This is a genomic window from Kovacikia sp. CALU 1929, from assembly GCF_056784235.1.
The window spans coordinates 1-18,485 of sequence record NZ_JBXBCF010000056.1 but is presented as its reverse complement, the minus strand read 5'-3'; the positions used below and the strand labels follow the sequence as shown (position 1 = coordinate 18,485).

The 18,485-nt window shown below is 50.4% G+C and carries 18 protein-coding genes; 10 read left to right on the top strand and 8 right to left on the bottom strand.

The features are described 5' to 3' along the window. Window positions 1-40: 40 nt before the first annotated feature. Window positions 41-1,141: an alkene reductase gene (locus tag AC1S52_RS06010; protein ID WP_482028105.1), complete on the bottom strand. Its 1,101-nt coding sequence runs from the start codon at window positions 1,139-1,141 to the stop codon at window positions 41-43. A 139-nt stretch (window positions 1,142-1,280) separates the two neighbouring features. Next, window positions 1,281-1,667 carry a thioredoxin gene (gene trxA, locus AC1S52_RS06005; RefSeq protein WP_482028104.1) on the bottom strand — a complete coding sequence of 129 codons (387 nt, stop codon included), beginning with the start codon at window positions 1,665-1,667 and terminating at the stop codon, window positions 1,281-1,283. A gap of 227 nt (window positions 1,668-1,894) precedes the next feature. Between trxA and AC1S52_RS06000 the strand changes: the two genes are divergently transcribed. From AC1S52_RS06000 to AC1S52_RS05960, 9 genes are all read left to right on the top strand, one after another. Further along, window positions 1,895-2,218, top strand: coding sequence for an ArsR/SmtB family transcription factor (locus AC1S52_RS06000; protein ID WP_482028103.1), 324 nt, complete (start codon window positions 1,895-1,897; stop codon window positions 2,216-2,218). 432 nt (window positions 2,219-2,650) lie between these two features. Continuing rightward, window positions 2,651-3,409: a HEAT repeat domain-containing protein gene (locus tag AC1S52_RS05995; protein ID WP_482028102.1), complete on the top strand. Its 759-nt coding sequence runs from the start codon at window positions 2,651-2,653 to the stop codon at window positions 3,407-3,409. A gap of 132 nt (window positions 3,410-3,541) precedes the next feature. After that, the gene (locus AC1S52_RS05990; RefSeq protein ID WP_482028101.1) at window positions 3,542-4,060 is read left to right on the top strand and encodes a hypothetical protein; all 519 of its coding nucleotides are present in this window, start codon (window positions 3,542-3,544) and stop codon (window positions 4,058-4,060) included. Window positions 4,061-4,460: 400 nt separating this feature from the next. Further along, window positions 4,461-6,125, top strand: coding sequence for an efflux RND transporter periplasmic adaptor subunit (locus tag AC1S52_RS05985; RefSeq protein ID WP_482028100.1), 1,665 nt, complete (start codon window positions 4,461-4,463; stop codon window positions 6,123-6,125). 5 nt (window positions 6,126-6,130) lie between these two features. Continuing rightward, window positions 6,131-9,268: an efflux RND transporter permease subunit gene (locus tag AC1S52_RS05980; protein ID WP_482028099.1), complete on the top strand. Its 3,138-nt coding sequence runs from the start codon at window positions 6,131-6,133 to the stop codon at window positions 9,266-9,268. 41 nt (window positions 9,269-9,309) lie between these two features. Further along, on the top strand, window positions 9,310-9,798 hold the full coding sequence (locus AC1S52_RS05975; protein WP_482028098.1) for a hypothetical protein: 489 nt from the start codon (window positions 9,310-9,312) through the stop codon (window positions 9,796-9,798). A gap of 26 nt (window positions 9,799-9,824) precedes the next feature. Beyond that, window positions 9,825-10,511, top strand: a complete 687-nt coding sequence (gene rppA / locus AC1S52_RS05970) for a two-component system response regulator RppA (RefSeq protein ID WP_482028097.1) — start codon at window positions 9,825-9,827, stop codon at window positions 10,509-10,511. 3 nt (window positions 10,512-10,514) lie between these two features. Then, window positions 10,515-11,876 (top strand): two-component system sensor histidine kinase RppB, encoded by a 1,362-nt coding sequence (rppB, locus tag AC1S52_RS05965; RefSeq protein WP_482028096.1) that lies wholly within the window; start codon window positions 10,515-10,517, stop codon window positions 11,874-11,876. A gap of 204 nt (window positions 11,877-12,080) precedes the next feature. After that, a complete protein-coding gene (locus AC1S52_RS05960) occupies window positions 12,081-12,776 on the top strand; it encodes a GAP family protein (RefSeq protein WP_482028095.1) in 696 nt (231 codons plus the stop codon). Window positions 12,777-12,918: 142 nt separating this feature from the next. On the opposite strand, the gene AC1S52_RS05955 is transcribed toward AC1S52_RS05960, so the two are convergent. Continuing rightward, complete coding sequence (locus AC1S52_RS05955; protein ID WP_482028094.1) at window positions 12,919-13,986, bottom strand: BaiN/RdsA family NAD(P)/FAD-dependent oxidoreductase; 1,068 nt, start codon at window positions 13,984-13,986, stop codon at window positions 12,919-12,921. A 1-nt stretch (window position 13,987) separates the two neighbouring features. Continuing rightward, window positions 13,988-14,152: an FAD-binding protein gene (locus AC1S52_RS05950; protein ID WP_482028093.1), complete on the bottom strand. Its 165-nt coding sequence runs from the start codon at window positions 14,150-14,152 to the stop codon at window positions 13,988-13,990. Between the two features lie 131 nt (window positions 14,153-14,283). Between AC1S52_RS05950 and AC1S52_RS05945 the strand changes: the two genes are divergently transcribed. Beyond that, window positions 14,284-14,415, top strand: coding sequence for a hypothetical protein (locus AC1S52_RS05945; RefSeq protein ID WP_482028092.1), 132 nt, complete (start codon window positions 14,284-14,286; stop codon window positions 14,413-14,415). Window positions 14,416-14,485: 70 nt separating this feature from the next. On the opposite strand, the gene rd is transcribed toward AC1S52_RS05945, so the two are convergent. From rd to AC1S52_RS05925, 4 genes are all read right to left on the bottom strand, one after another. Next, window positions 14,486-14,647 carry a rubredoxin gene (gene rd / locus AC1S52_RS05940; RefSeq protein WP_482028091.1) on the bottom strand — a complete coding sequence of 54 codons (162 nt, stop codon included), beginning with the start codon at window positions 14,645-14,647 and terminating at the stop codon, window positions 14,486-14,488. Window positions 14,648-14,675: 28 nt separating this feature from the next. After that, complete coding sequence (locus AC1S52_RS05935) at window positions 14,676-15,590, bottom strand: hypothetical protein (RefSeq protein ID WP_482028090.1); 915 nt, start codon at window positions 15,588-15,590, stop codon at window positions 14,676-14,678. Window positions 15,591-15,716: 126 nt separating this feature from the next. Beyond that, the gene (gene ppk1, locus AC1S52_RS05930; protein WP_482028089.1) at window positions 15,717-17,870 is read right to left on the bottom strand and encodes a polyphosphate kinase 1; all 2,154 of its coding nucleotides are present in this window, start codon (window positions 17,868-17,870) and stop codon (window positions 15,717-15,719) included. Between the two features lie 2 nt (window positions 17,871-17,872). Beyond that, complete coding sequence (locus tag AC1S52_RS05925; RefSeq protein WP_482028088.1) at window positions 17,873-18,079, bottom strand: hypothetical protein; 207 nt, start codon at window positions 18,077-18,079, stop codon at window positions 17,873-17,875. Window positions 18,080-18,485: the final 406 nt, after the last annotated feature.

Here is an 18,485-nt window from a genome sequence, read left to right as displayed (position 1 = left end):
TCTCATTATCAACTCAAAACTCCCCCATTCCCCTACTCCCTCACGCGGTCTGCAATTCCAGAAATGGATAGTCAACATATCCCCTTTCGTCGCCGCCGTAGAAGGTGGAGCGATCGTAGGGATTCAGGGGGGCGTTCTGGGCAAACCGTTCTACCAGGTCGGGATTGGAGATATAGAGTCTGCCAAAGGCAATTAGATCGGCATCTCCGCTGGCGATTGCCTGTTCGGCGGTCTCCTGGTCATGTCCACCGGCAGAAATCAGGGTGCCCTGGTAGACCGAGCGGAAATAGCCGCAGGTTAGTTCCTGCTGTTCTGGGGATGCGGTTTCATTGGCGCGGGGCTCCACCAGGTGCAGGTACGCCAGATTAAAGCGGTTTAGCTCGTTCACCACGTAGGTAAACAGCGCTTTGGGGGTGGAATCAGACATGCTGTTGAATACGCCGCTGGGAGATAGGCGGATGCCGACGCGATCGCCTCCCCAAACACTGGTGACGGCTGCCACCACTTCCATCAGGAAGCGTGCCCGATTTTCAATCGAGCCGCCATACTCGTCTGTCCGGTGGTTGGTGCCGTCTTGCAGAAATTGATCCAGCAAGTAACCGTTGGCGCTGTGAATCTCTACCCCATCAAAACCAGCTTTGAGCGCGTTTTCCGCCGCTTTCCGGTAGTCTTCAACAATACCGGGAATCTCTTCGATCGCTAAAGCGCGGGGTGTGACAAAGGGCTGCGGTCCGCTGTAGGTGGAGGCGTCGCCTTCAGGGGCGATTGCACTAGGGGCGACAGGTAAAGCGCCTTCTGGTTGCAGGGACGGGTGGGAAATCCGCCCGACATGCCACAGTTGCAGGAAGATACGTCCTCCTTTAGCATGGACTGCATTTGTCACCAGTTGCCATCCTTCCACTTGCTCTGGGGAATAAATACCTGGTGTGCTGGGATAGCCCATGCCCTGGGGCGAAATCTGCGTAGCTTCGGTCACAATTAATCCGGCGGAAGCTCTCTGTTCATAATAGGTGGCGTTTAAAGGACCCGGTACATTTCCTACCCCAGCCCGGTTCCGAGTCAGGGGAGCCATGACAAGTCTGTTTGGCAGTTCGTAAGCACCCAGACGAACCGGCGAAAGCATCGTTTTTTCAGCGCTCATGCAATTTCTCCAATCTCAAGTGGTCGTTTGTGGATGTTAGGGCAATTTCTAATCGGGCGAAATCTACCCCCTGATTCAGGCAGTCAAGGGAATCAGGGGAATCAGGGAAACCAGGGCATATTTCCTGAAATGTCAGGATTTAAGCAACTTGCTGGGAAGAGGGAAGTGTTTGTTCCAAGATGAAGTTTAGCTTTTCGGCGATCGCGGACTGGGTTGTCACACCCACCAACCGATCCACCACCTGTCCATTCTGGAAGAACAACAGGGTCGGAATTGCCTCAACTCCGTATCTGGAAGCGGTTTCTGGATTCTCATCCACATTCAGCTTGCCAACCCTGACCCGTCCAGAAAATTCATCTGCAATCGCGTCAACCATCGGCCCGACTAATCGACAGGGTCCACACCAGGTAGCCCAGATATCCACCAGCACCGGGACAGCGCTGGCAAGAACCTGGTCTCTAAAGTTGTGGTCTGTCAGTTTCAGCGTGTTGGCATTCATAAGGGAACTCCTTTCATTTCTTGCCATTGAACCCAACCTCCCATTGGCAGATATGGGTGGTAACGACCAAAACTCTGCTGAAGGGAGTCGAGTCAATTTGGTAACCATACAAATTGTTTAACCCAAGTGGTTAAACAACCATTTAACTAAGATGATAATAGGTTAACTTAAAGATAGTCAAGTAGTTGTTTAACTATTTTATTGCCTTGCCAGCATGAGATAGTAGTAAGAGCTAGTCAGCTATTGCGATCGCCATGCCAGAATCGATGCCGTTACCTTTTTCCCTCAGCCAAGCCGACACAGAACAACGGGCAAAAATTTTTGCTGCCCTGTCTGACCCTACTCGCCTGAAGATAGTCGAAATGCTAGCGCACCAGAATGAGTTGAGCGGTTCAGAAATTGCTGGGCAGTTAGGAATCAGCCTTGCCCTCTTTTGCCACCACTCCAAAACCCTGGCAGAAGCGGGAGTTCTCCAGGTGCGGAAGGAAGGGCAAACCAAGTACAACTCCTTAAATCGGGAGCTGTTGAACGATTGTTTTGGCAGCTTAGGCTTGGGAGGGGGAGGGGTTGAAAGTTGAGAGTTTTGAGTTGAGAGTTTTGAGTTGAGAATTGAGAGTTTTGAGTTGAGAGTTTACCTTGTTCTCCAGGCTCAGCCTGGGAACACTGACTAAGAGGCTTTGCCTCTAGCACTGATAGAGGCAAAGCCTCCAGGGTTGCCATTCCAAGGCAAGGCATTGGAATGAGAGGGATGGATGATGGAAACGTGCGGTCACTCGTATGTTTCCGCTTATTTCAGTGCCATTGGGTTATGGCTAATCGGTTGTAGGTAATCGGGGGTTACTGGTTGGTTATTAGATTAAACCTCTGATCACTAAAAACTGCTAACTTGAAGCCTCTCCTCCCTACTCACTCCTCCCTTCTCCCTACTCACTCCTCACTTCCCTCCACCCCGACACCAGATCTTTCATCCGACTGCTAACGGCTAACCCTCTGTGCGGTAAAGTGACAGTATGTATGATGACGATGATCTGACTGTCCTTGATCTTGAGAGTGATCTGGAAAGCCCGCTAGATCACATGCAGCCTGTGGATGCCGAGTCGGAGGAGCCGAAGCCCGACCCGGAAGAGATGCTATTGCTGTTGCAGTCGCCTGAACCAAACCAGCGGATGCTGGCAGCACGGGCGTTTTGCGAACTCCAAGACGATCGCGCAGTGCCTCACCTGATCCGGCTCCTGACCGATTCGTGTCCTCTGGTGCGAGTGAGTGCTGCCTATGGCTTGGGGCGAAATCCCAGCCATGATGCGGTTGAATCCTTGATCAAGCAGTATGACGAGGATTTCAACGGTTATGTCCGAAAAGGGGTGGTGTGGGCATTGGGGAATTGCCGCGATCGCCGCGCTCAAGACACTCTAATGGATGCCCTTAAAACCGATATTTCTGCGGTTCGCCTGTGGGCGGCTAGTGCCCTGGCACAGATGGCTGCCGTGGGCTATGACGCTGTAATCGCTTCCATACCACCGTTGATTGAGGCGATGCGGCAAGACCCGGTTGCTGCTGTGCGTAGCAACTGTGCCTGGTCTGTGGGGCAGCTTTGCCGGGAACTCCCTTCCAACGTGGTTTATGGCACTGCCGTGGATGCTCTACTGGAAACCTTTGCAGAGGATAATGATCTGGGTGTGCGAGAAGACTCCCGCTCTGCCCTCCTGAAGCTGGGAGACCCACGCGGTTTACAGATCATTGAGGAGTTGGAACGAGAAGGCTTTTTGTAGAAACATCAATTTCATTCAGTGGGTAAAGGCTGATTGATCGACAAAAGCCCCAAAAGTCGATTACTTCGTTGGTTACCTTGCTGTTGAAATCAGGGTAGAAAGGTGAGTTTTTGCACTGAGTAGTGATTTAAAGTGGCTGTCAATCTTACTTTCTCAAAATTTAAGAATCAAGAATTTGATGCGATATCGGAACTGCTTTGCAATATCTTTGACACAACAAAAGCAGAGCTAGAATTACTCTACAAAGAAATAATTGACGATTTCGATAAAGATGGGTGGCCATCTCATTTTGTCAGTCGCAGTTTCTTCAAGAGCGAGTATAAAGAGTTTCAAAAGACATATGAAATACCCCCTGTAATTGCCGTACACTTGCCAAGTCTCTTTGACTTAGATAGTGGAATAGATGGTAAACCCACGATCATGATCCTTGGTCAAGATTCTAAAAGTGATCAAGCTTCTGAACAGATAAGACTTGGTACTCCCTATGGCTTGCATCATAAGGGTTCTCGTGAAATTCTCAGGCGCACTCCCCACCCTAGTGGCGCTGCCAATGGGACTTGGAAAAGGCTGATGAATCAATCTCCTACCTACGGAAATAAGCTTGCATACTGGAATGCTGAGATTTCAAAAGTACTACCTAAGAGTATTTGATGAATTTAGCTGAATATTAATGAGACAGTAAGTTGGTATTTTCATTGCTGAAAATCTTCTTAATCAGGTGATACCCATTAAGGCGCTACCCGCAAACCATGCCAGACCATAGCTTGGGTTGAAAATCCCGAAGGCAGGGTTGCGACGCTGGGATCATGTGGCTCAGACTATAGGCGGATCAGCGGGTAAAATTTCATCCTGATTTTATATTTACCTGTAATACTGCTCTTCAATCATTGTTCATACCAATTTAAACCGTGAACGCTGCACATAATCCCACCGCCTTCGGCATCTCCCTTTACCAAGGGGAGGTTGGGAGGGGTTACATCTGTCGCATTTTCAAATCAAATCGTTATCAGTTCTCAACTTGCACCGTTATCTCTGCTCCAGGAAATGGCCGATGGCTCTTACTCTCAAACGCTCTAATCTACTAACGAGAGATCGCGTTGCTGGAACGTGTCTTAGCTTACTGTTATTGGCAACTTCGGCTGAAGTATTGGCTCATGCAGGGCATGGTGATGAATTCCATCAAAATCAGTCAACTCAACCAGCAGGCGCGATCGCAGTAGACAGCACAACCGCAGAACGGATTGGGTTGAAAGTTGAGCCTGTCACTCGTCAATCTTTAGCATTTGGTGTGCAGGCAACTGGGCAAATTGAAGCCTCTCCTGGTCGCAGGGTCGAGGTAACAAATCCTGTTGGTGGAACGGTTGTCAAGCTACTTGTGGAGCCAGGAGATACGGTTAAAGTCGGACAACCTTTAGCAGTAATCACTAGCGGCGAACTAGCAGAACTGCGCGTTACAGCATTAGAAAATTCCGCAGAACGGCAGGGAGATGTGCAGCAAGCTAAAGCCAACTTGGGATTAGCTCAGCAAAATTACGATCGCCAGCAGAAAATAGCCCAGACTGCCATTGATCAGGCAAGAACCGAATTGAGAGTCGCTCAAGAGCAATATGACCGCGATCAGGAACTCGCCGAGCAAGGAGCCATTCCCAGACGGGAATTTTTAGAGTCAGAAGGGCGTTTGGCATCGGCGCGACAAGTAGTGACGAGGGCTGAAAGTCGGTTAGATGTGTTGGCAGCCCAAACCGAGGTGTCACGCACTCAAACTGCCCTTCAGGTGGCTCAATCTCGTGCCCAGCTCAGCTCAGGTACTTACCGAACCCGCTTGCAACAGTTAGGTGCAGAAGCGAATTCAGACGGCACAATCACCATTAAAGCTCCCATTGCGGGGACGATCGCCACTCGTGAAGTCACCCTTGGCCAGTCATCACAGGATGCAGGTGCGGTTTTGATGTCGATTGTGGACGATCGCACCGTCCTTGCCACCGCTAATATTTACGAAAAAGATTTGAACCAGGTTTCCCAGGGACAACGGGTACGGGTTACGATAGCGAGCCTGCCGAATCAAATCTTTGAAGGGCGAATCACCACGATTGGATCGGTCGTGGAAGGAGAAAGCCGGGTTGTACCTGTAAGGGCAGCGTTAGACAATCGAGATGGGGTACTCAAGCCAGGCATGTTTGCCGAATTAGAAGTACTCACGGCTCGCACCCCCCAACCTGTTGTTACGATTCCTCGGTCAGCCATCGTTGAGGCAAACGGTCAGCAGCTTGTTTTCGTTCAGAATGGCAGCCGCTTCCAACCTGTCGAGGTCGTACTGGGTCGGCAAGCGGGGAATTTAGTCGAAGTAAAAAGTGGATTATTTGAAGGCGATTGCCTCGTCACCCAACGGGCTAACCAGCTCTATGCCCAATCGCTACGGGGCGGGTCTGCGAAGGAGGAATCAGAACCCGCTGAAGTAACAGAAGCTCCTGTCACCAGGGGCAGCTTGCCCTGGTGGGTTGTGATTCCCGGAGGTGGGGCACTGGTGATCGGGACTTTTGCCGCAGGGGTGTTCTGGTCAAATCGGCAGCATCAGAAGCGAATCGTACCAGCTACGGGAGGATTAGCCCCTGGAGACCATTCTTACAACGGGCATCACGCTGCTATATCGTCTCTGGGCGAACCTGGCGTTTACAAACCAGAGGTTCACTCACAAGATGCAGCGACTAAAGATTGATAGTTATGCTTAACACAATTTTGAAATGGTCGATCGTCCAACGGTGGCTGGTGGTGATTGGAGCAGTGATCGTCACTGTTTTGGGCATCTACAACCTCACCCAAATGCCACTGGATGTGTTTCCTGACTTTGCACCACCCCAAGTTGAAATTCAAACAGAAGCACCGGGACTGGCACCTGAAGAAGTAGAGGCGTTGATTACCTTGCCGATCGAGAGTGCGGTGAATGGTACTCCAGGAGTGGAAACGGTGCGATCGTCCTCTGGGGTCAGTATCTCAGTGGTGAAGGTGATCTTCAATTGGGGCACGGATGTTTATCGCGCCAGGCAACTGGTGGCAGAACGGCTCCAGCAAGTGCAGGAAAAGCTGCCAGAGGGCGTAGGAACGCCGCAAATTTCTCCCGTTTCTTCTCCCATTGGAACGGTATTAATGTATGCCTTCACCGCAGAAACAACGCCGTTGATGGAGGTGCGAAGCTTAGTGGATCGAGCTGTCACCAATCGGTTGCTGGCGGTTCCAGGGGTGTCTCAGGTGATTGCCTATGGTGGTGATGTACGGCAATACCAGGTCTTAGTCATTCCGGCGAAGCTGGCTGCCTTCAACGTATCACTGCAAGAGGTGACGGAAGCCGCAGAAGCTGCCAATGTCAATGCGGCTGGAGGTTTTCTGACAACTTCAGATCAGGAAATGATCATTCGAGGCGTGGGACGACTGGAATCGATCGATCAACTGGGGGCATCGGTTGTAACGGCTCGCGATGGCAAGCCAGTCCTGCTGCGCGATGTTGCCCAAGTCAAAGTAGGAGCAGCTCTCAAGCGAGGAGATGGCAGCTTTAACGGTCAACCCGCCATTATTGTGGTGGTGAATAAGCAGCCCATGAATGACACGCCGACGGTGACACGGGCGATCGATCGGGCAATGGTAGAGGTGAAAGCCGGACTGCCTGAAGATGTAACGGTGACAGAAACATTCCGCCAGGACAACTTCATTGAAGCCTCGATCGAAAATGTTATCAGCTCATTGCGCGACGGCACGATTATTGTTGCAGTGATTCTACTGCTGTTCTTAATGAATTGGCGCACGGCTGTGATTACCCTCAGTGCCATTCCTCTGTCCATTCTGGTGGGAATGTTGATTTTGAATGCCTTTGGGCAGGGCATCAACACCATGACTCTGGGTGGATTGGCAGTGGCAATCGGCTCGGTGGTAGACGATTCCATTGTGGATATGGAAAATGCCTATCGAGGATTGCGAAAGAATCAGTTAGCAGGGACTCCAGAACATCCGTTTAAGGTGGTTTATGACACCTCTGTAGAAGTGCGTGTCAGCGTTATTTTTTCAACTGTGATTATTGCGGTAGTTTTTGCGCCGATTTTCAGCCTTACAGGAGTAGAGGGGCGAATTTTTGCACCGATGGGCGTTGCCTACCTGGTGTCTATCTTTGCCTCTACCTTTGTGGCAATGACCCTCTCACCCGCGCTGTGTGCCATCCTACTAGCCAATCATCCCCTTCCCAGTGATGAAACCTGGGTGGCAGCCTTTTCTCAGCGGATCTACCGACCTGCCCTTACTTTTGCGATGCGGCGCGCCAAAATTGTGCTGATGATGGCGGTTGCGTCGTTGGTTGCGTCTCTGGTTGTGTTTTCCAGTTTGGGACGAGTATTTTTACCTGAATTTCAAGAGCCTTCTCTAGTTAATGCCATGGTGCTATATCCCGGCGTTTCTTTAGAGGCAACCAACCAATCTGGGCTGGCGATGCAAGCAGCGCTCAAGGATGATCCACGCTTTGCCACCGTGCAATTACGAGCGGGACGTGCCCCTGGAGATGCGGATGCAGGCGGGGTGAACCTGGGGCACTTAGATGTGGAATTGAGTCGTGAGGGCTTAAAAAACCGCGAAGCCTCATTGGAAAAGATTCGTGAGGAATTTGCTCGGATTCCAGGGGTTGCGCCCAGTGTAGGTGGTTTTATTACTCACCGGATGGATGAGGTGTTATCGGGTGTGCGAGGTGCGATCGCCATCAAAATCTTTGGACCCGATCTCAATGAACTCCGCAACCTTGGCAGCGAGGTCGAAACCGCGATTCGGGATGTAGATGGCTTAGTTGATTTGCAACTGGAGCCGCAAGTTCCCATTCGGCAGGTGCAGATCCAGTTCGATCGCTCAGCAGCAGCTCGTTATGGTCTAACGGTGGGGAAAATTTCTGAGATTGTTGAAACGGCACTTAACGGTCGCGTTGTCTCTCAAGTTCTAGAACAACAGCAATTATTTGACCTGCTAGTGTGGCTGGAGGAAAGTTCTCGAAGCAGCCTGGATACGATTCGCAACCTGCTGATTGACACCCCCACTGGACAGAAAATTCCCCTGGCTCAAGTTGCCCAGATTGATTACGGAACAGGACCCAACACGATCAACCGTGAGAATGTGTCTCGTTTAATTGTGGTGTCTGCCAATGTAGCTGGACGAGATTTAGGGTCTGTGGTTGAAGAAATCCAGTCTAGGGCAAGGGAAACGGTGCAACTGCCTGCTGGGTACTTTATCCAATACGGTGGACAGTTTGAGTCAGAACAGCGGGCAAGCCAGAATTTGCTGGTGTTTGGCGGGTTGGCAATTGTTGTGATTTCCATCCTCATGTACTTCGCTGTTAAGTCTGTTGCCGGGGTTTTAATGATCATGATCAATCTGCCCCTTGCTTTAGTAGGCGGTATCTTTTCAATTGCATTAGGTGGTGGGATTGTTTCGGTTGCCTCACTGGTCGGCTTTATCACCCTGTTTGGCATCGCTACCCGTAACGGTTTGCTGTTAGTGGACAGCTACAACAACAAACTGGCACAGGGAATGCCACTCCAAGCGGTAATTGTTGACGGCTCAATGGAACGACTGGTAGCCATTCTGATGACAGCACTGACCTCGGCATTGGGTATGGTTCCCCTCATCATTGGGACTGGAGCCGGAAAAGAAATTTTACAACCGTTGGCGATCGTAGTGCTGGGAGGATTGTTTACGTCTACGGCTCTCACACTGTTAGTTTTGCCTGCCCTCTACTCGCTGTTTGGGCGATATCTAATTCCCAAAGAAGTGGCAACATCCGTTCAAACTGATGTCTTTCAGGATTCTGTTCCTGACAAAGTTCCGATCGCGTAAATTCAATTTCATTTTTTCATTTTCTACAGCAGGTTAAACCGATGAAATTCAATCAATCCTTTGCCATCGTTGTTGCCAGTCTAGGGCTGTTGTTAGGAGCCTGTGCTAGCGGAGGCGATCAAACCGCAACTTCAAAGCCTGCGGCAAGTCCCTCTGTCGCCAGTTCTCCCGTCACTGAATCTGCGGCTGCCTCCCCGGCAACGGATCATTCTGCACCAAAGCAGGGGGGACAGGTGGTTGAAACAGGGGCTTATCATCTGGAGTTCGTGGCTTTACCCGAAGCCAGTGGCACCCACTTAGATTTGTTTCTCCAAACGGGTGATTCGCATGAAACAGTGGAAGGGGCAATCGTTAAAGGTCAGATTCAGCTACCGGATGGTTCTCAGCAGAACGTTAATTTTGAATATGATGCCGAGGGAAAACATTACGCGGCGATGTTGCCAGCAAAGGCTTCTGGAGAATATAAAGTTGTAATCTTAACGGATATCAAGGGTGAAAAGGTGAATGCACGGTTCAGTTTTACCCAGTAGATAACTTAACGCTAATGAGGGTTTTGTTGGTTGAAGATGAACCCGATCTGGGTGCAGCGTTGGAGCGATCGCTTAAACGCGAGAAATATGTCGTGGATTGGGTGAAGGATGGCACAGAAGCGTGGCAATTCCTGGAGAACGGCTGGAATCAGTACACGGTTGCCATCTTTGACTGGTTATTGCCAGGGTTATCAGGGATTGAATTGTGCCAACGGCTTCGGGCAAATAAAAGTCCTCTGCCTGTCTTAGTGTTAACGGCAAGAGATCGGATAGAAGATCGCGTGATTGGACTGGACGCTGGAGCCGATGACTACTTAGTTAAGCCGTTTGGCATGACAGAGTTATTGGCACGACTGCGGGCATTGCAACGACGATCGCTACAAATTCAACCACCCCAACTTCAAGTTGACAACCTCTTACTCGATTACGCCACGTCAACGGTTTCAATTTCCACAAACACAGGAGAATTACAGAATATTCCCCTCACTGCCAAAGAATTTCAATTACTGGAATACTTTATGCAGCACCCCAATCAAATTCTCTCTCGTAACCAAATCATCGGTCGTATCTGGCGGACAGAAGCAGATTTCAACAGTAATGTAGTTGCGGCTCAAATGCGTCTGTTGCGGCGAAAGCTGACAGAGTATGGCTACAATCATCTCATTGAAACCGTTTACGGCATGGGCTACAAACTCAATACTCATGCAACATAAACCATGAAGCATAGTCAGGTTTTTCATATTACTCGACTGCGCCTGGCGGGGCTATACGCCGGAACGATGGGAGTTATTCTCACACTCTGTGCGGTAGTGTTTTATGAAGCAATGACCCATAGCTATGTCTCCGAGTTAAACCACCGGATCGAGTCGGTGGCTGGAACGCTACATGATGGGCTAGAAGCCTCCCTGCAAGAACCGGGCAGGTTAGAACCTATTGTAAAGAAATTTATTTCATCCCTTTGTGTGGTTGGAACAACCTGTTCGTATAACTCCACAGCCTTACACTACCTGGGTGTTTTTCAAGAAAATGGCTATTACATTCGCTTCATCAGCCTATCTGGACACTTGATAGCGGATGGGGGGCAGGTTCCAACCAATTTACCAATTCAGATTGAAACTGAAACCTGGCAAACACTGGAAGCATCCGATGGTAACCGTTATCGGCAACTCTCCCTCATGCTTAAAACTATAAATCATGCTCCTTGGGGATATATGCAGGTGGGGCGATCGCTCTCTGACATTGATGGACATATGGTTTGGGTTCGATTGATTCTGCTGATTGGTTTGCCCAGTGCCATGTTTCTTGTGGTTGTTGCCAGTTGGTGGCTTGCTGGACAAGCGATGCAACCCGTCTATCGGTCTTACCGGCAAATGCAACAATTTACTGCCGATGCTGCCCATGAACTCCGAACGCCGTTAGCGGCAATCCAAGCAAATTTGGAATCAACCCTTGTCCCAGAGGCAACGGATACCGATGCTTGGGATACGCTGCGTACAGTCGAACGCCAAACCAACCGCTTATCCAGGCTGGTTCATGATCTGTTGCTCCTCTCCCGCATGGATCTACAGAGATTTCCTGCTAAGCAGGAGCCTTGTAATCTCAATGATTTAGTGAATGATTTGGTTGAAGAGTTTTCTGCACTCGCCCTGGCTTCTAACATCTCACTCACCGCAGACATTCAGACAGACACAGCGATTATGGTACTTGGCAGCGAGGAGCAACTCTATCGCCTGGTTGCTAATCTGATCACGAATGCCATTCAATATACTCCCGCTGGTGGCAAGGTTATCGTTCATCTGAAGCGAGACGATCACCGCACAGTGATTCAGGTTCAAGATACGGGAATCGGTATTCCATCCCAAGAGCAAGCACGTATCTTCGATCGCTTCTACCGCGTCAATAGCGATCGCTCGCGTCATACAGGAGGATCTGGCTTGGGTTTAGCGATTGCCCAAGCGATCGTACAGTCCCACCAAGGAATGATTCAAGTGCAGAGTGAGCCAAGTCAGGGAAGTATTTTTAGTATTTATTGGCCCTTGAAGAGCAATTCTAAAATAGGTTCACTTTTTACTGACTGACCCTTCTTCTTTTGTAGAAATCACCTGAGTCATCGTCAAAGTAGTCAATCCAGCTAAATATCAATCAAATTCTCTTACAATCAAATAGAATGGTTGCTCTTAACTCATAACCATCATCCTTGTACTCATCGGTAGCTGCATTATACGGTGAGACTTGCAAAGGTTGGAGACCAGCAAGTTCTATCGCTAGATAGGAAGTTTTCTATGGAAACCGTGCTCATTTCGCTCCTACCCTATATCATCGGCAGTGCTGTCGTGCCTTTGCAAATAATTATTGGCTTGTTGCTCCTGAAAAGCCCTCAGCAGGGACTGTTCAAGGCTGTAGCTTATGTCACTGGAATGACCATCACACGTCTGTTGCAGGGATTAGTTTTCAGTTTGATCCTGTCCGGGTCTACGGCAGTGACTGAGGGAGGTACCAGTAAGAATCCGGTGATCTCAACGTTGCTCCTGGTGCTTGGCATTCTCTTACTGATTGTCGCCTACAAAAAATGGCGCGGGGAGGATGATCCGGATGATCTACCGCCCAAAGGGTTAACCATGATTGACAGCTTAACTCCGCTGAAGGCTTTTGGGGTTGGACTCGGACTACCATTGATTGCAGTGAAGTTATGGGTTTTTACCCTCAGCGCCCTGGCTACGATCGCAGCAGCGCAATTGGGTCAGCCATCTAGCATGATCGCCTACTTACTCTTCATTTTGCTGGCTGAGTCCTTGCTGCTGTTGCCGATCTTGACTCGTATCCTCATGCCCGAACGCTCGAAATTTTTACTCACTAAGCTTTCAGCCTGGTTAACCAGAAATAGCCGTCCAATTAGCATTGTTGTTTCGTTGGTTTTTGGGCTGTTTTTCTTGCACTCTGGGATCAGTGGGTTACTCGTCGCACCAGTTTACCGTTAGCCTTCTGTTGCACAAGCACTTTTGAAGGCGTTGCTGCTTTTGGTTATGAATTAGAAGTTGTATGAATTGAAACTTTGTTCCAATTCATACGGCTATTCAGCATCACCCTTTTGAAATGCAATTGCAGATAACTTATAAATGGCTAACTTCCCATTGCCTGACCTGCCAACCAGCCCGTTGTCCAGGCGCTCTGGAAGTTGAAGCCGCCAGTAACACCATCAATGTCGAGGATTTCGCCTGCCAGGTACAGCCCAGGGCATAGGCGGCTTTCCATCGTCTTAAAATCTACTTGCTTCAGGCTCACACCACCGCAGGTGACAAACTCTTCTTTGAAAACCCCTTTGCCGGTGATGGAGTACTGGCCACGGGTGAGTTCCTGAATCAGGGCATTGATGGTCTTGTTAGAGAGTTCTGCCCAGCGATCGCCCTCTTTGACTCCAATATGAGCTGTTAACCGCTCCCAAAGGCGACGGGGGATGGGAACGGGGCAGTTTGCTGCAACCGTTCGCTGTGGTAACTGGGACTTGACTTTCAGTAAATCCCGCCGCAGGGTTTCTGGGTTGTACTGGGGAAGCCAGTTAATGAATAGCTCTGCCCGATAGTGTTGGTTATACAGTTCTCTGGCTCCCCAGGCAGAAAGCTTTAACACAGCGGGACCACTCAGCCCCCAATGGGTAATCAGCAGAGGTCCAGTTTGCTCAAACCGGGTCTTTTCCCCCACCTGTAGACGCAAATCAGCAACGTTGACGGACACCCCCGCCAGATCACGTAATCGTGCATCAGAGATGGTGAAGGTAAACAGGGAAGGCACCGGAGGTTCAATCTGGTGTCCCAGCGAGCGGGCGATCGCATACCCCGCCGGACTGCTCCCCGTCGCCAGCAACACCCGATCTGCCTCAAACTCTTCTCCAGATTTCAACTGCACCTGAAACCCTTCTGTCTGACGCACTACTGACTTCACCGCCGCCCCTGCCCACAGTTTGACTCGGTTTTCCTTAACGGCTTGGAGCAAGCACTCCATAATCGTTGCCGAGTCATCGGTGACTGGAAACATGCGTCCATCCGTCTCAGTCTTTAACCTCACCCCCCGCGACTCAAACCAGGCAACCGTATCCCGCGCCTGAAAGCGGGTAAACGCTCCCCGTAGAGCCTTGCCACCACGGGGGTAATGTTGCACCAGCAGGGCAGGGTCAAAGCAGGCATGGGTCACATTACAGCGCCCTCCACCAGAGATCCGCACCTTCGACAAGGGTTGGCGGAGAAGCTTCCAGTAAGGTAACTCTGGTGTGGGGATGGCTCTCAGCACAGGCGATCGCGGCAAAGAATCCAGCCGCTCCCCCACCGATGACAACAACATTTAGGGATTGATTAGGCAACAGAGAATTAGGGGATAGGAGGAGGGAGGGGGTGAGTTGAGAGTTGAGAGTTAGAGGGTGGGTAATGGGTAATGGGTAATCGGAGGTGAATGGTTGGTTGTGAGATTGACCTTCTAATCACCAACAACATAATGCGATGGGCGACTTTGCTGAAATGCCTGCAAGAACTGCCCACCCTTTGGCAGGCAAGCTACACCCTAGCCCTTTCGAGGGGACAGCAAATGTCTGAAAGCCCTTCTCATCGGGGAGAAGGGTGGGGATGAGGGCAAATGAGTTGCACATCCTGTAACTAACAACCAACTACGTTAACTTGACCACCTGACACCTGACACCTCACACCTCTTCTGGCTCAAAGTCCTCCTTTGTGGCTCCGCAAACGGGGCAGACCCAGTCTGCGGGGATGTCTTCAAATGCAGTGCCGGGTTCAATTCCGCTGTCTGGGTCGCCCTCTTCTGGATCATAGACATATCCACAAACGGTACAAATGTAACGCATGTTTAGTAAACTCCTGGATCACCGATGTCTAAACAAACTCACTTTCCGGTAAGTAACCATAGCACATGGCAACAGGAGAGTTTTCTCGCCCATTCATGGCACATTCTTTACGCCCACAGTGGGTACAGTCCGATCGCGTTGGTAGCACCAGTTCTACTGCCGGATACACGCTGATGTTCTGACTAATGCATCCCCGTGCCTCCATTTCAGAAATAGTATTGCAAATCAGCACTGCCTGCCGAATCCCCAATGCCTCGCGCTGGTAGTTAATTTGCTTCAACGTTTCACCAAAGCCCTGACCATCCAGTTTAACCACGACTAAAACGCTTTGAGCCAGACAGGTAAAGCAGGTCGGTTTGTCTTGCTCAAAAAAGTCTTTGTACTGGAGGGTAAGGGTGCCATCGGGATAATGCAGAGTACGCATGTGGCGGAGGAATGGAATGGTGAAGTGACCATTGGCATCGATCGTATACCACCATGACTTGTACCAGGCATCGTGGGGCAACCGCAGAATATCTTCCACTTGTTTGGGGACAAAGCCCGACTCTGCCAGGAGGGAAACCGTAGGTGCTAAGGCTAGATTTTGCCCCAGCGTTTGCATTTCTGATTCATGGCGGGTTAGCTTTGCCAGTTCCCGGCTATCACGCGCCCAACCGCTTGGGGTCGATCGCAATTCGACTGGCTGCTGGGAATCTGCCAGCACACATTTGACTGCCTCAAACTGTAAAACGCCATCGGCTGCTTGCTGGTGATTGGTCGGCACTCCAATTTCCGTCGAAATTGTCCGAATATGGTTCGCGTCTACGATGGGGGGAATGCAGTCTGCCAACAGTGATTTCAGCATGGGGGCATCTGCGATCGCCAGGGCAATCTGCACCTGGTCACGAAAGTCCCCTACTTTCACCGAATCAGCCAATGGGTAAAACAGCGGATTGTTCGGCATCACAAACGTCCCGTAAGTAGCTGTAGGCTTTTAAACCAACCCTTGCGCCTTGCAGATCATTGTGGCAGCAGATAACAATTCCTTCTACTTAGGAAGCACTTCTCTTAATAAATTGGAACAGGTGGCTTACCCATGCTGATGCGCCATCTCGGTTAAAATCCGTTGAGAACTCTGTTCTGGGCTGTCTCCGGTGGGACGGCGCTGGACATAGCGACCGTCGGGCTGTAAGTCCCATGCCTGTCGGTTGTCTGCCAGCATGATGCCGAGAATTTCCTCGAGATCTTTGGCGATCGCTTTGTCCTCAATCGGTACTACCGCTTCGACCCGCCGATCTAGGTTGCGCGGCATCCAGTCAGCACTGCCGATGAAGACTTCTTCCTCGCCCTGGTTATGAAAGTAGAAGATGCGCGAATGCTCTAGGAAGCGTCCAACGATGCTGACGACGCGAATGTTATCGCTAACGCCCGGTAGCTGCGGACGTAAACAACACATACCGCGCACAATCAGGTCAATTTGCACCCCTGCCTGGGATGCCTGATAAAGGGTGGTAATGATGGCAGGGTCAATCAGGGAATTCATTTTGGCAACGATGCGGGCGTGGTGTCCTTCCTGGGCGTGGGTAATCTCACGCCGAATCAGGGCAAGCATGCGATCGCGTAAACTGACCGGGGCGACCAGCAAGCGGCGATAGGACTGCTGGCGAGAGTAGCCGGTCAAATAGTTGAACAAATCTGTCAGATCTGCCCCTAGCTCCTCACGACAGCTTAACAACCCCACATCTGTATAGAGACGAGCCGTTTTGGGGTTGTAGTTGCCGGTGCCCACATGGACATAGCGTCGAATGCGTCCGTCTTCTCGTCGTACTACCAACACCACCTTCGTGTGGGTCTTTAAGCCGACCAGACCGTAGACCACATGGACACCCACACTCTCCAGTTTGCGTGCCCAGTTAATATTATTTTCCTCATCAAACCGGGCTTTCAACTCGACCAGAGTAGACACCTGCTTGCCATTTTCTGCCGCTGCAATCAGCGCATTGACAATGGGTGAATCGCCAGAGGTGCGATAAAGGGTCATTTTAATTGCCAGCACATCGGGGTCATAGGCTGCCTGGGTAATAAACCGCTGCACTGTGCTGGAAAAGGAGTGATAGGGATGGTGCACCATCACATCATGCTTGCGGAGAACCGCAAAAAAGTCCTCTTCCAGCTCAATCGGACCATCCTCACTACTAAAATCCCCTCCTTTGCGCAACCGCGAGGGCACTGTCGAAGTCCTGACCGGGTCACGCAGTTCAGGTAGCGGCAGGTCAGTCAAGGCAAACAGGTCGCGCAGGCAAAGAATTCCTTCTGCTTCATAGACATCGTTTTCGCTTAAATCCATCTCCTGACGCAGCATTTCCCGCACTACTTCGGGGGTAGAAGTGTGGACTTCTAAGCGCACGATGGAACCACCAAAGCGCCGTTTGCGTAACTCCTGTTCGATCGCCAGCAGCAAATCATCTGCCTCATCTTCTTCCAGTTCCAGGTCCGTATCGCGGGTAATGCGGAACGGATAGTATTCCTGGATGTTCATACCCGGAAAGAGGGACTCCAGGTTGTGGGCAATCACCTGCTCCAGGGGAACTGCCGTCCAGATGGCGGGCACATCCTTCTGCTGAACCCGTAACTCCTCCGGCAACGGCAAAAAACGGGGTAAAATGTTGGGCGCTTTTACCCTGGCATAGAGGTCTTCGCCGGTCACGGGATCTTTAATCACTACTGCCAGATTGACGCTGAGGTTGGAAATGTAGGGAAAGGGATGCCCAGGATCGATCGCCAGTGGTGTCAGCACTGGAAAAATTTGCTCCTCAAAGTAACTTTGCAGGTAGGTGCGTTGCTCCTGATTCAGATCGATATAGTCCAGTAAATGAATGCCCTGGGCTGCCAGAAGTGGACGTAGCGCCTGCTCAAAGTGTTGGTGCTGCTTCATCACCATCGGACGCAAGCGCTGCCCAATCAGGTCAAGCTGTTCCTGGGGTGACTTCCCATCTGGGGTTAATTTCGTCACCTGGGCTTCTACCTGTTGTTTTAATGCCGCCACCCGCACCATGAAAAACTCATCCAGGTTGGCACTAAAAATTGCCAGAAACTTGAGTCGCTCCAGCAATGGCGTGCGGGGGTCAAAGGCTTCATGCAGCACCCGGTTATTAAACTCCAGCCAACTGGCTTCGCGGTTGAAGTAGTACTGGGGATCCGCCAGATTAATCTCAGTCGTCGGTGGTTTTTTACGGCGGGCCATGCCTAAAACACCTCATCTTCGATACCAACCCACCATTCGCCCAGGTTCATCAAGTCCTTGTGAAGGTCTTCTAATTGTTGCAGGTACTCAGCTTCCGGCATATCATCCTTGCCCTCCTGCAATTTCTTGACACGAAGCTGCACCAACAGCCACGGCTTGGAAATACTATTCGTTGCTTCGATGTAACGGGCGAGTTGGTCGCTGTTCATTAAGAGTGAGGGGTAAGAAGGTGGGTCTCGGGAGTTGAGCGTTGAGGGTTGAGAGTTGAGGGTTGAGAGGTGATGGTTGAGAGTTGTGAAGGTAATCGGTAGGGGGACTCCTTTGTTTGTTATCTGTAAATACAAAATGAACAATTACAAATGAAATTTACGAAGGACGAATGATGAACTTAAAGTGACCAAACACTAATGACACCCGTCTACCCACCAACAACTCCACCCATGTACCCAATCTTAGTACTAGAGAGTATTGATAAATTCACGGTTTTAGTGGGATTGGATCTTGACTAATGTGATAACGGAAAATATTAGAATTGATTCTCTGTCATAGTCATCAAGTAAATAAGTGACTAAATCTCAAGCGGTCTCTCATTGAATCAACTTATCTAATTTTAAT

Excerpts from the sequence above, each read along its gene's own strand:
- AC1S52_RS05960 (WP_482028095.1), top strand. The coding sequence starts at position 12,081 with ATGGAAACCGTGCTCATTTCGCTCCTACCCTATATCATCGGCAGTGCT.
- AC1S52_RS05975 (WP_482028098.1), top strand. The coding sequence starts at position 9,310 with ATGAAATTCAATCAATCCTTTGCCATCGTTGTTGCCAGTCTAGGGCTG.
- AC1S52_RS06000 (WP_482028103.1), top strand. The coding sequence starts at position 1,895 with ATGCCAGAATCGATGCCGTTACCTTTTTCCCTCAGCCAAGCCGACACA.
- ppk1 (WP_482028089.1), bottom strand. The coding sequence starts at position 17,870 with ATGGCCCGCCGTAAAAAACCACCGACGACTGAGATTAATCTGGCGGAT.
- AC1S52_RS05945 (WP_482028092.1), top strand. The coding sequence starts at position 14,284 with ATGCGATGGGCGACTTTGCTGAAATGCCTGCAAGAACTGCCCACCCTT.
- AC1S52_RS05935 (WP_482028090.1), bottom strand. The coding sequence starts at position 15,590 with ATGCCGAACAATCCGCTGTTTTACCCATTGGCTGATTCGGTGAAAGTA.
- AC1S52_RS05995 (WP_482028102.1), top strand. The coding sequence starts at position 2,651 with ATGTATGATGACGATGATCTGACTGTCCTTGATCTTGAGAGTGATCTG.
- AC1S52_RS05925 (WP_482028088.1), bottom strand. The coding sequence starts at position 18,079 with ATGAACAGCGACCAACTCGCCCGTTACATCGAAGCAACGAATAGTATT.
- AC1S52_RS05980 (WP_482028099.1), top strand. The coding sequence starts at position 6,131 with ATGCTTAACACAATTTTGAAATGGTCGATCGTCCAACGGTGGCTGGTG.
- trxA (WP_482028104.1), bottom strand. The coding sequence starts at position 1,667 with ATGGCAAGAAATGAAAGGAGTTCCCTTATGAATGCCAACACGCTGAAA.
- AC1S52_RS06010 (WP_482028105.1), bottom strand. The coding sequence starts at position 1,141 with ATGAGCGCTGAAAAAACGATGCTTTCGCCGGTTCGTCTGGGTGCTTAC.
- rppB (WP_482028096.1), top strand. The coding sequence starts at position 10,515 with ATGAAGCATAGTCAGGTTTTTCATATTACTCGACTGCGCCTGGCGGGG.
- AC1S52_RS05985 (WP_482028100.1), top strand. The coding sequence starts at position 4,461 with ATGGCTCTTACTCTCAAACGCTCTAATCTACTAACGAGAGATCGCGTT.
- rd (WP_482028091.1), bottom strand. The coding sequence starts at position 14,647 with ATGCGTTACATTTGTACCGTTTGTGGATATGTCTATGATCCAGAAGAG.